Origin of the sequence: Fredinandcohnia onubensis, from assembly GCF_002734215.1 — a bacterium.
GTDB lineage: Bacteria > Bacillota > Bacilli > Bacillales > Bacillaceae_L > Ferdinandcohnia > Ferdinandcohnia onubensis.
In genome coordinates this window covers 32355-46543 of sequence record NZ_NSEB01000003.1, presented here as the reverse complement: position 1 = coordinate 46543, position 14189 = coordinate 32355, and the positions used below count along the sequence as shown (strand labels likewise).

Annotated in this window: 14 protein-coding genes; 3 read left to right on the top strand and 11 right to left on the bottom strand. The window is 37.4% G+C overall.

Going from position 1 to position 14189, the window contains the following annotated elements; all coding sequences use genetic code 11:
• Positions 1-13: 13 nt before the first annotated feature.
• On the bottom strand, positions 14-1003 hold the full coding sequence (locus CKK03_RS02080; protein ID WP_099360978.1) for an ornithine cyclodeaminase family protein: 990 nt from the start codon (positions 1001-1003) through the stop codon (positions 14-16).
• 265 nt (positions 1004-1268) lie between these two features.
• Here CKK03_RS02080 and CKK03_RS23555 point away from each other — a divergent pair, with 265 nt between their 5' ends.
• Entirely contained in the window at positions 1269-1436 is a 168-nt protein-coding gene (locus CKK03_RS23555) for a hypothetical protein (protein ID WP_165439160.1), read from the top strand.
• Positions 1437-1508: 72 nt separating this feature from the next.
• On the opposite strand, the gene CKK03_RS02075 is transcribed toward CKK03_RS23555, so the two are convergent.
• Positions 1509-2711, bottom strand: a complete 1203-nt coding sequence (locus tag CKK03_RS02075) for an ornithine--oxo-acid transaminase (RefSeq protein ID WP_099360977.1) — start codon at positions 2709-2711, stop codon at positions 1509-1511.
• Between the two features lie 325 nt (positions 2712-3036).
• Here CKK03_RS02075 and CKK03_RS02070 point away from each other — a divergent pair, with 325 nt between their 5' ends.
• Both CKK03_RS02070 and CKK03_RS02065 read left to right on the top strand, forming a co-directional pair.
• Positions 3037-4431, top strand: coding sequence for a sigma-54 interaction domain-containing protein (locus CKK03_RS02070; protein ID WP_099360976.1), 1395 nt, complete (start codon positions 3037-3039; stop codon positions 4429-4431).
• Between the two features lie 217 nt (positions 4432-4648).
• On the top strand, positions 4649-5266 hold the full coding sequence (locus tag CKK03_RS02065; protein ID WP_099360975.1) for a hypothetical protein: 618 nt from the start codon (positions 4649-4651) through the stop codon (positions 5264-5266).
• A gap of 557 nt (positions 5267-5823) precedes the next feature.
• Here the strand turns inward: CKK03_RS02065 and CKK03_RS02060 are convergent.
• The 9 genes from CKK03_RS02060 to CKK03_RS02025 form a co-directional block, all read right to left on the bottom strand.
• Positions 5824-6966 carry a trans-sulfuration enzyme family protein gene (locus CKK03_RS02060; protein ID WP_099360974.1) on the bottom strand — a complete coding sequence of 381 codons (1143 nt, stop codon included), beginning with the start codon at positions 6964-6966 and terminating at the stop codon, positions 5824-5826.
• A 110-nt stretch (positions 6967-7076) separates the two neighbouring features.
• Entirely contained in the window at positions 7077-7637 is a 561-nt protein-coding gene (locus CKK03_RS02055; protein WP_099360973.1) for a hypothetical protein, read from the bottom strand.
• Positions 7638-7641: 4 nt separating this feature from the next.
• Positions 7642-8271, bottom strand: coding sequence for an SCO family protein (locus CKK03_RS02050; RefSeq protein ID WP_099360972.1), 630 nt, complete (start codon positions 8269-8271; stop codon positions 7642-7644).
• A gap of 254 nt (positions 8272-8525) precedes the next feature.
• Positions 8526-10217, bottom strand: a complete 1692-nt coding sequence (locus CKK03_RS02045; RefSeq protein ID WP_099360971.1) for a cbb3-type cytochrome c oxidase subunit I — start codon at positions 10215-10217, stop codon at positions 8526-8528.
• Positions 10218-10231: 14 nt separating this feature from the next.
• Complete coding sequence (locus tag CKK03_RS02040; RefSeq protein WP_099360970.1) at positions 10232-10699, bottom strand: cytochrome c oxidase subunit II; 468 nt, start codon at positions 10697-10699, stop codon at positions 10232-10234.
• Positions 10700-10711: 12 nt separating this feature from the next.
• Positions 10712-10861 carry a hypothetical protein gene (locus CKK03_RS23550; protein ID WP_180271122.1) on the bottom strand — a complete coding sequence of 50 codons (150 nt, stop codon included), beginning with the start codon at positions 10859-10861 and terminating at the stop codon, positions 10712-10714.
• 416 nt (positions 10862-11277) lie between these two features.
• On the bottom strand, positions 11278-12570 hold the full coding sequence (locus CKK03_RS02035) for a TRAP transporter large permease (protein ID WP_099360969.1): 1293 nt from the start codon (positions 12568-12570) through the stop codon (positions 11278-11280).
• A complete protein-coding gene (locus tag CKK03_RS02030; protein WP_099360968.1) occupies positions 12567-13022 on the bottom strand; it encodes a TRAP transporter small permease in 456 nt (151 codons plus the stop codon). The genes CKK03_RS02035 and CKK03_RS02030 overlap by 4 nt, the downstream gene beginning before the upstream one ends.
• Before the next feature lie 97 nt (positions 13023-13119).
• Positions 13120-14157, bottom strand: coding sequence for a TRAP transporter substrate-binding protein (locus CKK03_RS02025; RefSeq protein ID WP_099360967.1), 1038 nt, complete (start codon positions 14155-14157; stop codon positions 13120-13122).
• Positions 14158-14189 lie beyond the last annotated feature (32 nt).

Genomic DNA, 14189 nt, shown 5'->3' with positions numbered 1-14189 from the left:
CCCAATTATTTACCTAAATTTCAACCTGAGTGCCTACCCCTATCTTCAATGCTTTCTCATAGACTGCAGCTGCTACCGCGAGATCAAAATAGGCGATTCCAACGGATTTAAAAAATGTAATCTCCTCGTTGTCTTCACGACCTATAATCTTTCCTGAAGCGAGTTCTCCTAATTCGCCATGTAAGTGCGAGAAATTCCATAGCCCTTTTTCCGCCGGAATAATCAAATCACCTGCCTCATTTTTTACCCCTTCAATCGTATCCACAACGATCTTCGAACACTTCAAGACCGTCTCTTCACCGACTTCTTGCATATGCGGAAGATATGAGCCAACCCCGTTTATATGGGTTCCAGGCTGTAATGATCTCCCTGAAAAAACAGGCGTTTCGGATCGAGTCGCACAGATAACAATATCTGCTTTAGAAACCGCTTGATCAGGATGATCCATGATTGCAATCGAACCCGTATATCCCGGGCTTAATTCTTCAATTCTTTTTTCAAACATTCTAGTCTTTTCTTTTGTTCGGTTATATAGCATGATTTCCTTTATCTCACGTACCTCTAAAACCGCTTGTAGCTGCTCCTCTGCCATCGCACCCGTTCCAATTACAGCAACAGATGAAGCGTCTTTTTTCGCTAAATGCTTTGTTGCAATTCCACTAACAGCCCCGGTCCGCAAACGAGTTAAATACGAAGCATTGATACAGGCGAGATGCTCTCCATTTTCAGTATCACTTAGTAAAATGACACCTTGTGTCGTTTTCTTTCCAACGGAAGGATTCTGCGGAAAAATGGTCACAACCTTGACGGCCGATTTTCCAACCGGTTCCATTGAGCTTGGCATGTATAAAGCAGATGCTTCTTTTTCTGGAAAGTCCAGAACCGTTCGATGAGGATTCATTACCTTACCATCAAGATTGTGTATAAGTGCAGCTTCTAAATCTTGAATTGCATCCGACATAGAATATAACGATCGAATTTGAGATTCTGATAATATGAGCACGGTATCCCTTCTTTCTATTTTATCTTTTTACCCATCATATCATTAAAAGGAAAAAGGAACCGCCACTTGCGATCCCCTTAAACACCAACGCGATTTCATCATAATCTAAGTCCTCATTCATACGATCACGTACGGTCATTATTCGCATATTACAAATATTAGGAGGTAAGCCCTACTTTCCGCGATTTACCAATTAATCCGGAATACATACAAAACCCATGAATGCAAAAACTACGAAGGATAGCATCTGAAAGGAGAAATGAATATGGGTCGCGGAAAAAGCTTTAACCACAAAGAAAAAGGCCATCCTGGCAACTTTCCAAAGAACAGCATAAGTGAAGAAAAAGACCATAGTCGACAATTTGAACAAATGGAAGGCATTGTCTCTCATGAAGCTTTTAAGAACCGAGTGAAAGAAGACGAAATGCCTTAATGAAAGCATTTTAAAAAGAAGAACCCCCATGATGGAACCAAGGGGGTTCTTTAGATATAAGACACTACATGATTATCCTAGAACTTTCGCAATTCGTTCGATTGCCCAATCTAACTCTTCTTTCGTTACGATTAAAGGAGGAGCAAATCGGATGACCGTGTCATGGGTTTCTTTACAGAGGAGCCCCTCCTGCTTTAATGCTTCACAATACGGGCGTGCAGCTTCTGTTAGTTCAACTCCGATAAACAAGCCACGACCTCTGACTTCTTTAATGATTGGATTTTTTATCTCTTTTAGTTGATTTAAGAAATCTTCACCAAGTTCAAGAGAACGCTGTGCTAAATTTTCCTCAATTAAAACGTTTAGCGAAGCAATGGAAACCGCACAAGCTATTGGGTTTCCTCCAAATGTAGAACCGTGAGAACCTGGGTTAAATACACCTAAGACGTCTTTATTGGCAACGACACAGGATATTGGAAATACCCCGCCTCCTAATGCTTTACCTAAAATATACATATCAGGCTCTACATCATCCCATTCACATGCAAACATTTTTCCAGAACGACAAAGCCCCGCTTGTATTTCATCCGCAATAAACAGGACATTGTTTTGTTTACATGTTTCAAAAGCTTTCTTAAGAAAACCTTCTGGCGGAATAATGATCCCAGCCTCTCCTTGAATGGGTTCAAAGAGAAATGCTGCTGTATTTTCAGTTATCGCATTTTCTAGTGCTTCAATGTCACCATAAGGAACTAGCTTAATTCCCGGTAGCATTGGACCGAATCCACGCTTATATTCTTCTTCAGAAGATAACGAAACGGCCGTCATTGTACGCCCATGGAAATTTCCAATACACGCGATGATTTCAGCTTGATTATCCTTTACTCCCTTAACATCATATGCCCATCTACGTGCCGCTTTAATAGCTGTTTCAACAGCTTCTGCCCCTGTGTTCATCGGTAGTGCCATTTCTTTATTTGTCATTTTACAAATTAATTCATACCATGGACCAAGCTGGTCATTATGAAATGCTCGTGATGTTAGTGTAACGCGATCCGCCTGATCCTTTAAAGCTTGAATGATTTTGGGATGACGGTGACCTTGGTTAACTGCAGAATACGCACTTAACATATCCATATATTTGTTTCCTTCAGGATCCTCTACCCATACGCCTTCTGCATTTGAAATGACAATTGGTAGTGGATGATAGTTATTTGCACCAAACTTTTCCGTTTGATCAATGATTGTTTTTGAGTCGCCTTTAATTTGAGCCATCTATTTAACCTCCAGTAGTTATAGTTCTAATGAGAATTTCTTCTTGTCTACTATTTTATGCAAGAATCATGCCAAACTTCTCAGATAGGAGTATTTTTCATCTTTTTCTTTAAAAAGAGCACATTATACTCAATTTTTCATACAAATGACCAGCTTAAGAAATAAGATAATTTATTAATCTCCTTTAGTGAATGCAAGTTTCCTTTGCACTTACTATGTTTTTTGCGCAAAAATCCTTTTCAGTTTTCCTAAGTTAATGCAAATATAATTTGCCCCTTTTTTTATTTCTCTTATAATAGGAATTAAGGAAAAAGGTGGGGATATCATGAAACAAGTTGAGTTATTAAAAAACAAAGCAACTGAGCAATTAGTGAATGAAGTGGACGTTGGTATACACGTCGTTGATTCTCAAGGCACAACGATTATTTATAATCAAAAGATGGCTCAGATTGAGGGGATGAACCAAGGTGATGTTCTAAACAAAAAGCTTGTTGATGTTTTTTCATTTCACAAAAACGAGGATAGTACGTTGCTTCAAGTACTTAAAACGGGTGTTTCCATAAATAATGCTAAACAGACCTATTACAACAATCGTGGTCAGGAAATCACAACCATCAATAACACAATCCCGATTATGGATGGTAAACATCGAATTGGAGCGATGGAAATTGCCCGTGATGTTACAAAAGTTGAGAAATTATTACGTGAAAATATGAATCGGAGAAGTGATACTCATTATACATTTGATAGCATCATAGGAAAAAGCGCTGCAATCTCGGAGGTTATTGAAGCTAGCAAACGTGCTACCAGGACAAGTTCCTCCGTTCTCATTATTGGAGATACCGGTACAGGAAAAGAGCTTTTTGCTCAAAGTATTCACAATGGAAGCAGCAGGTCATCTGCCCCTTTTATTTCTCAAAATTGTGCCGCTTTACCGGATAATCTAATTGAGGGTCTCCTTTTCGGTACAAAAAAAGGAGCTTTTACAGGTGCCATTGATCGCCCAGGTTTATTTGAACAAGCAGAAGGAGGCACTTTGCTTTTAGATGAGATTAATTCATTGAATCCTGCTCTACAAGCAAAGCTTCTACGAGTTATTCAAGAAAAAATGGTACGAAGAGTGGGTGACACAAAGGATAAAAAAATGGATGTGAGGATCCTGGCTACAATGAACGAGGACCCCATTGATGCCATTTCAGAGGGTAGACTTCGAAAGGATTTATATTACAGATTAGGTGTTGTAACCCTTTTTATTCCACCATTACGAAATCGGAAAAAAGACATTAAGGAACTCGCTTTTGCTTTTATGGAAAAATATAATCATCTGTTTGGTTTGCAAGTAACCAACATAGCTGATGAGGTATTACAGACATTGATTCAATATGATTGGCCTGGGAATGTTCGGGAGCTAGAGCATATTATAGAGGGAGCATTAAATATCATTACCTATGAGGATACGATTTCTTATAACCATCTCCCCATGCATTTTCGAAAAAAAACACATATTAAACCTGTACCTACAAAAACAATTCCACAACCTTCTGTGCTCACAGAGGTTCAGCCGTTAGACAATTACATGGAGGAAGCAGAAACCTTATACCTAAAACAGGTACTTGAACACTATCATTTTAATATCACAAAGACTGCCGAAGCACTTCGCATGAGTCGTCAAAACCTCCAATATCGGTTAAAAAAATATGGAATTAAAAAGCCTAGGTGAGATATCCTTGTCTTAATTACACACTTTACTCGTTATCTAAGATCTTACAAATATCAACATATTCCCCCTTTTTTGTACAAATATTGCTCGGGAAATGAGTTGAAATAAGTCGAATCAATAATATGTTATAGATTCTAGGAAAAGTGTAGCTTTTGTTTTGTACTATTCAAGAAAGGGATTTCGACGTATGATTAATAGTTAAAGGCTGGTGGTTCTAGTGAAACAATATGTCTGGTATGCGAGTTATGGCTCAAATATTAACAGGGAACGATTTCTTTGTTACATAAAAGGTGGCAGACCTAAAGGTTCTACTGAAACGGAGGTTGGGTGTAAAGATCCCTCATCTCCAATTGATGAAGGAATCTTTACCATCCCTTACCCATTATATTTTGCAAAGGAAGCTCGGAGATGGGACTCAAAGGGTGTTGCTTTTATTGATGGATCCCCTAATGAGAATGCCGCTACCTATAGCAAGAAGTATTTAATTACATCTGAGCAGTTTATTGATGTGTTAAAACAAGAGAATAGCGGTATGCAGTTTGATATCGATTTGCAAAAAGTGAAAGAATCAGGTTCGATGATATTCCGTGAAAAGGCGTGGTATGGGAGAATTCTGTATCTTGGTGATGATGGCGGTTATCCAATTTTTACGTTTACTGCCACTTGGGATATAGATGCTATTGCTTATAATAAACCTTCCTATGAATATTTGGATACGATTATTTCAGGTCTTAAAGAATATTATTCTAAAGAGGAAATCATTCAGTATCTTGATAACAAACCGGGTATAAAGGAAAATTACTCAACCGAGGAGCTTGCAAGATTTTTCAGGTAAAAGGATGCTTTAAAAGGGACAAACGTAAGATAAAAATGCGTATGCTTTTTTATACATTGCTAGATTAAAAACATTCGCAAAATCCAAAAAATGGTGTAAATGATTTTGAAAGAATTAAAAAATGTAAAAATAATCCACTTGTGTATCATTTTTAAGAAAAAAAGCGAAAAATGCATACGTAAAACAGAATTGCGTATGCTTTCTTAAACATCGCTAGATTAAAATCATTCGCAAAATCCATAAAGTGGTATAAATGATTTCAAAAGAGATAAAAAATACAAATATTATCCATTTGCGTATCATTTTTGAGAAAAAAAGCGATAAAAGCATACGTAAAATAGAATTGCGTATGCTTTCTTAAACATCGCTAGATTAAAACCATTCGCAAAATCCAAAAAAAAGTAAATGTGATATCATGAAGGACTAAAAAGTTCTTCGAGAATTGATAAGCAAACTAACAACACCCTTATTCGCACGACGACAGTAGCCTATCGTCAAGTTGCAAATAAGGGTGCTATTCAAAATTATTTTTGAATTTCTACGGATACTCGTTTTGTTTATCTCAATGAATTTTCGATAGCTTGTTCAAATACAGAAATGATATCTTCGAAATGTTCGATCCCCACCGAGATTCGCACAAGTTCGTTTGTAATTCCTAATGATTCCAGTGCCTCTGGCGGTAGTGCACGATGGGAAGTCTTTAGAGGATGAGACACAGTTGTCTCAACTCCAGCTAATGTAGGAACTAGCTTCACCCAGCCTATCGATTTGAAAAATTGGTTCACATCAACAGTTTTTGCAAGTTCGATAGATACCATTGCTCCATATCCTGTAGCTTCTGCCTCAAACGGATAGTACACTCTTGCTATATTAGGATTGTTACGCAAAGCGTCCGCAAGTTTTCGAGCATTTGAAGACTGTACCTGCATGCGAACGGCCAATGTTTTTAAGCCACGAGTTGTAAGCCAAGCTTCAAAAGGACTTACATTTGCACCTATATTCACAACTTTTGCACGCGCTTTTGCAACCAAGTCCTCTCTTCCCACAACAACTCCCGAAGTTACATCACTGTGTCCACCAATATATTTTGTCGCACTGTGAACAACTACCTCCACCCCAAGCTCATATGGGTTGCAATGATATGGTGTCGCGAATGTGTTATCTACGACAGTGACTAAGTTGTTCCGTTTCGCAAGTTCGACCACTGCTGGTAGGTTTTCTACTCGTAAAAGTGGATTTGTAATCGATTCAGTATAAAGCAGTTTTGTATTCGGTTGGATGGCCTTTTCTACTTGTTCAAGGTCTGCAAAGGAAACAAAGGTTGTTTCCACGCCTAGATTACGCAACTCTTCGTGTAGAAGATGAAAGCTTCCCCCATATACGTCCTCTGCTGCGACGATATGGTCTCCACTTTTTGCAACAGACAGAATTCCAGCTAAAATTGCAGATAGTCCTGAAGATGTCGCGATACCGGCTGGTGCTCCTTCAATTGCTGCTACCATTTGACCAAGCTCGTCCGTATTTGGATTTCCAGTTCGCGAATATAAGTAATTTCCTTCTCCTTGGTAATAACCCTCTAAATCTTCAAGATTATCAAAGGTAAAAGCCGATGTTTGATAAATTGGTGTTACCTTGCTTCTAATAGGTAATTTCGCTTTTTCTATACTATGTATTAATTTTGTCTCAAACCGTTTTACCATCTATCTCACCCTTTTTTAGTTATTTATTGCTATTATTCTGAACCTTATTTTAAAGCATGTCAATCAGAATACTATAAAAAAGAAGAAGCTGCACCAGCAGCTTCTCTCACCTATTCTTTATAGATTGATTGGTCCGTATAATTGTTATAAACCAAATAAATGACAATACAAATCGCGGTTGTAATAAAGCCCCAGCCCAGAGTGATTTGATCGATTACGAGGTAATTATTACATAGTTGCATATTTGTATTTATATATAACACGCCCATACCCAAGTATTTCAATGTAAAAAAGATAAAGACGAGATTTTTTGCACGTTCACTTAGTTTCTTCCAGCTATCTCGTAACGGAACTCCCGCTAAAAAAGATAAACTAAGAAATTTAAATACTTCCATGCTTGTAATCGTTAATGTCTCATCCATTGTTTTTGGTATTGTCCAATACACCATGATTACAATGAATAACAAAATCCCTGGTATTCCGTTTTGGTTCCATTTTTCAAAAAACTGCGGGAATTTTTGTTGAAACAGTTTACCCATAAAAAATCCAGCAATTACAATTGAAGGCATTTGCATGTGCATATGGATGATCATGATTGACTCTAGTAAATTAGCAACAGGAGGAAGCGCTAATACAAATAACAGTCCTAGTCCGATTAAAAATTGTTTCATAGCCCTATTCCCCCTTATTTTCTAAAATACTAGTCACCTTTGTAGCGGCTTGATCAATTTCCTGATAATCCATTACTTCAATCAGTAAACCATTGGGATCCACTAAATAAAAGGCTGAGTTATGTGCAAAGTTTCCTTTTCCATCAGGGATTACGATTACACCAAATGTATCTAGTAAGGTTTGTAATTCCGTTTCGTTCGAAATCCTAGCCATTCTCCATGTTTCTCCGTCGGATCCAAAGAAGGTGCGATATTTACTTAAAGTTGCTGGATCGTCCCTTGTGGGATCGAAGCTTATACTTAAAAAGACGATATCTTTACCGATGTATTCTTGAGGAATCTGCTCATATACTTGTGCCATATTCATTTCTAATTGTGGACAAACTGTTGTACAGGCTGTGTAAATAAAGGTGATGAACACATATTTATCTTCAAACTCAGAAATAGGATATGTCCGCCCCTCGCTATCCTCAAATGTTACATCTGGAAATGCTGGCTTATCCTCTATTAGTTGGTTTACTCTCGCTGTTTCTGCAGTAAATGCCCGTAATCCATCGGTTCCCGTATAGAACAGCACACATCCAAATAATAAAATTAGTATACAAGCGAATGTCGTTTGATTTTTTTTGATCACGGAGATCACATCCTATTTCTAGTTTTTCCTTTACTAATATTAGAAAGAGATAGCAGAAGTTTCGCTATCTCTCTCTATTAAGGCCCCTCCGGTTTTCTATTTGTCTAGCTACGGCTCGCAGCGACTAGCGAGACTTCCCTCACCCTCCGTACGATAAGGTCAACATCGGCTCGCTTCGCTCCCCGTGTTTCCTTTATCTCCTACAGGTTCAGTCCAGTCCGTACGTCGCTAAATGCTCGCCTTCGCTTTTCTTTTTACCAAGTCTTAAATGGTGGTGATCCTGGAGGTGCGTTTACAATCATTTCAGTTAATGGTAATACATATGCCATTGCAATTACTAGAATCATAAGCACAACCCATAGTCCCCAACGTTCTGTCCAGAATGGAGTTTTTGAAGCTGTTTCTTCTACTTCAGCAATTGGGAATTCTGTTTCGCCTTTTGGTGCAAAGAACATCATATTGAATACTGCATATACTTGGATGATTACCGCTACAAGTAATAGTGTTGCACCGATACCAATTACCATCATAAATGGTTCCCAGCCTGCAGCTTGTGCACTACCAAAGTAGTCTGTGAAAGATGTTCTTCTTGGTGAGCCAAGAAGTCCAACCCAGTGCATTGTGATCGCCATGATAACCATACCAGTTGTCCAGATGATGGTCTGAACAACACCTAATTTATTCATTCCTTTTGTTAATACACGGCCTGAAATATGTGGGACTAACCAGTAACTAATTCCGAAGAATGTCATTACGACTGACATACCTAGTGTTAAGTGGAAGTGTCCAACAACCCACATTGTGTTGTGTATAACTTGGTCAAGTTGGTTCGTTGTTTGTGCAATACCACCAGCACCCGCTGGGATAAAGGCAGCCATTGCGATAAATGGTGATAGGAAACGAACGTCTCCCCAAGGTAACTTTTTAAACCAACCTAAGGCACCTTTACCACCTTTTGCTCTTCCAGTACGTTCAAATACTGCAAACATTGCCCATGCTGTCATTAATGATGGGAAACCAATTGCTAAACTCATGAATACGTGTAGGAATTTTACTGATAAATTAATTCCTGGATCAATAATTTGATGGTGGAAACCACCAGTAATGTTCATGATAACTAAGGCAATAACAACTACACGAGTAAGTGTGTCACTCCAACGTTTTCCGCCAATGATTTTTGGTATAATGACATACCAAGCAGATACAGCTGTTAAATACCAGATATTAACTGCTGTGTGTCCGAATGCCCAGAAAAGTGTACGAGAGACCATTACGTTAATTGTATCTACCCAGCCAAGTGTCCATGGTAGAATCAAGAATAATACTTCAACTGCGACAAATGCTGTTGCACCAACTAGTAGAATAAATACACCTGTAGCAAAGAAAGAAAGGATTGGTAAATGCTGACCCTTATGATTCTTTCTCCAGTTTGCTACTTGAATAAATGCACCAACTGCTAAGATCCAAATACCTACTACCACTAATGCTAACCCGATATAGAACACTGGATGTGCTGCCATTGGTGGATAAAAAGTGTACATGACAGATGCTTCATTCATTAGAACAGGAATGACGACTAATACGATACCAAGGATTTTCGTCCAAAAGCCAACCCATGCCATCCTTCTAACTTTAGGTAATAATCCACCTAAATCATGAGAAAGACCTGCGTAAAAGTAACCAATGGTTACAAATGCTGAAAATACTACTACTAATAATAGACCATGTGCTGTTAATACTTGATAATAATTAAGCCAACTTGGTAATTCTAGAAGACCTGCACGATTTAATCCTTGGAATAATCCAAAAAGTCCACCTAATAATAATGCGATAAATGCTACTGATAAATAGGATTTTGAAATTTTTGCATCTTCTAGATTAACCCCTAAAACTTTGTTTGTTTTTTCTTTAAATGTCAAATCTGAATTTTTTAATATAGTTGCCAATGGTCTCCCCTCCTTTATTTAACCGTAATTGTTGTAGACATTAATTGGTGGCCAGAACCACAATATTCATTACATAGAATTAAATACTCACCAGGCTCGTCGAACGTTTGAGTGATTTTTTGAATATGTCCTGGCATTACCATTGCGTTTAAGTTTGTACCTGCAACTTGGAATCCGTGAACTACGTCTTTAGATGTCATGATAAAGTGAACCTTTGCACCCGCAGGTACTTCGATTTTTGCTGGTGTAAAACTAAATATTTGTAACGTCATAACTACTTCATATTCATTTTCTCCGATTTGATAAACACCTGGTTTGTCGAATGGAGCTGTTTCATCAACTTTCTGAGGATCGATTGTTTCCATATTGCTTGGTGGTCCCATTTCTAATGCAAATGTTTGGTATCCTGTTATAAGCATGAATCCAATGATAAGCCCGAAACTTATGGTAAGCCATATTTTTTCATCACGATGCATCTTCATTTTTTTCCCCTCCTAGAATCTAGCCATAAATAGGCCGAATAGTAATAGATACGTAGCAAGAATGACTGCTCCAACAACACCAACTGAAATCCAGGTTCCAACTAATCGTTCCGAATTTCCCCCGTTTGTGTTTTTATTGCGGTTAACTTTTGAAGCTCCCATTCAACTCAACCTCCTTATGTTCTTCTTACTTACATCATAATTAGGAACGGTTCTCAATGTTGTGAACTGAATCACACATCAAGTGTAATTTTTAATACACTCATTAAAAAAAGACGAGAAAAAATGCTATTTCTCGTCCCTCGACATACTAATAAAACTCATTAAAACCGCTCTAATTCGGCATTTTGTAGACCGTTTCTTCCTTGTACCCTTCCAAGAAATCCAAAAATGACAAATTGGTGAACTTACCCCACTTCAAAACATTAAAAATACAAGTCCCTTATACATAAGTAAGTGAACCTCAAAAAAACAGTTAATAAAAAGGCTGGTTTCAATTAAGAAACCAGCCTTGTAAGAAAATCTAGAAATATTTTATATTGGTATTAACCATATTCAATCTGCACAAAATATCGTTATTATTTCATCAACAAATCCGGTAAAAACAGTGATACTTGCGGGATGAAAGTCACAATAAGTATTGCTAATAAGAACAATAAATAGAAAGGAATCATATTTTTAGATAAAGCCCCTATTTTTTCCCCCGAAATAGCACTACCGATAAAGAGCGTAACCCCTACCGGCGGTGTTACTAGTCCAAGTCCTAACGTAAGCATCATAATGATTCCGAAATGAATAGGATCTACTCCAATCGAAGTAGCAATTGGCAAGAATATCGGAGTTGCAATCAAAATAATTGCTGCCATATCCATAATCATGCCTAGTAACAAAAGTATAAACAAAATTAATAGCATAATAGCTATCTTGCTTTCAGTAGCTCCTAAAATAGCTTCAGATACAAGCTTCGGAATCCTTACATAAGTTAATAACCAACCGAAAGCATTAGATGTTGCAATTAGTATCATAACCATCGAAATTGTTTGTAAAGCTTTTCTAAGAATTGCTCCAAATTGTTTTAATGGGATATCCCGATAAATAAGGAAGGTTACAATGAATGCCCAAACAGTGGCAATTGCTGCAGACTCTGTTGCAGTAAATACCCCTGTGACAACTCCTGCCAGAATTATTACAATCGTTAATAGCCCCCATATCGCACTTGATATGATTTTAAACGTTTGCCCTGCTGGAGATTCAGACTTAGGATATTTTCTCTTAACCGCAATAATATAGGTATAAACCATTAAAATAAGACCTAATAGAATCCCTGGTATTAAACCAGCTAAAAATAGACCACCAATTGAAACTCCTCCTGCAGCTAACGAAAAAATAATCATATTATGACTTGGTGGTATAAGAATGGCTTGGACTGAACTTGCCATTGTAATTGAAGTAGCAGTTCTAGTATCAAATCCCTCTTTTTTCATCATCGGAATAAGAACTGGACCTAGAGATGCCGTATCGGCAGCAGAAGAACCAGAGATTCCACCAAAAAATGTACTTGTCAATATATTAACTTGTCCTAATCCACCTCGGAATCGGCCAACAAAAATTTTCGCTAGAGCAATCAGCCTGTCTGAAATTCCACCTTGGCTCATTAATTCTCCTGCTAAAATAAAAAAGGGTACTGCTAGCAAGGAGAAGACATTGACACCGTTAACAATGGACTGAACAAGTTGCATTAAGGGAATTCCTAAATAAATCGCTGTAATTACGGAAGAAAATCCCAATGCAAAAGCAATAGGTATTCTAAGAAGGATAAGAAGCAAAAAACTTCCAATTAATATTAATGCTCCAATTGCCTCTACACTCATAATAGACTCCTCCCTTTATTTATTAACTGGATAATATTAAGGACCCCTGCGACTGGAAATATACCATATATCCAGGCAGACGGAATTCTAAGCCCTGGCATTGTACTTCCCATAGCTAATTTCGCCATATTAAGTCCTTCAGTAATCATAAAGAGAGAAAACAAGAAAAGAATTATAATACTAAACCAGTCTAAAAGTTTTAACATTTTAGGTGAAAGAAAATTATCAATTGCATTTAATCTTATATGTGTATCGTTTCCTAATCCTAAACTTGCTCCTAAAAATGTCAGCCATACAAGCATTAATCTTACACTTTCTTCTCCCCAGACAGGAGTATCTGCCATTACATACCGCATAAAAACAACATAGGTTACGACCAATGTCATAGCTACTAATAATATTTTACAGACTTTTTCTATCGTACTATTAAATTGATTAAATAGTTTACTCAACTTTTGTCTCACCCCACACCCTACTATTAAAGAAAAATAAGGAATATATTGTGTTATATTCCTTATTCCTTCACTTTTAAAGTGATTTTCTTATTTATTATTCTGTTGCAATAATTTGTTTAATTAAGTCCTCATATCCAGCTCCATGCTTCTCATAGAGCGGCTGGACAGCGTCTTGCCATACTTTTTGATCTTCTACCTCAATGATTTCAACACCCTTTTCTTTCAACTCCGCAAGCGCTTCATCATCAGCCTGTTGTGATCTTTCTTTTACATATTCTTGTGTTTCTTTTCCTGCTTCTAATAAAAGATTCTGATCATCTTCACTTAACTTTTCCCATGCTTTACTTGAAGCTAAAATAAAGTTTGGCGCAAAAATGTGCTGATCAATGGTTAACTTATCAGCTACTTCGTAAAATGCATTTGCTAGATAGGCTGCGGGTGGGTTTTCAGCACCTTCAACAATCCCAGTTTGTAATGCACTATATAATTCACTGTAAGGTATTGGAGTTGGAGAAGCACCAAGAGCATTTACTAAATCGACCATTAATTCATTCTCTTGCACACGTACTTTAAGCCCTTTCATATCAGCAGGTGTTTTGACTACCTTGTCGGTGAAGAAGAAGTTTCTAGCTCCCTCCTCCACATAGAAAACACCTTTAACTCCTGTATCACTTGAATTAATATCATTCATTAATTCTGTACCAATATCACTATCTAAAACCTTCCATAAATGCTCACGGTCTCTAAATAAGAATGGAAGTGAAGTAACATTCATCTTTTCAAGACCAAAAGATGCTAATACATTGGCATTTGCTCTCATGAAATCAACAGATCCCATTTGAAGACCTTCCACATTCTCTGTTTCATCGCCTAACTGACCTGCAGGATAAACATTTATTGTAATTCGACCATCACTTTTTTCATTAACTATTTCTGCAAACTTTTCTGCTGCATCTGTCATAGGATGTCCCTCTGGATTTACTTCTGCAAATTTAAGTTCAATCTTTTTTCCGGACCCCTCTTCTGAATCACTCGAATTTCCTTCCGAGCTGGAACCACTTGAACAAGCACCAAGTAATAGAATTGCTGCTAACAAACTGACTAACACCAAAAATGATTTGTTTTTAAACATTGTTTTAAATCTCCCCTTTGTAATATGAATGT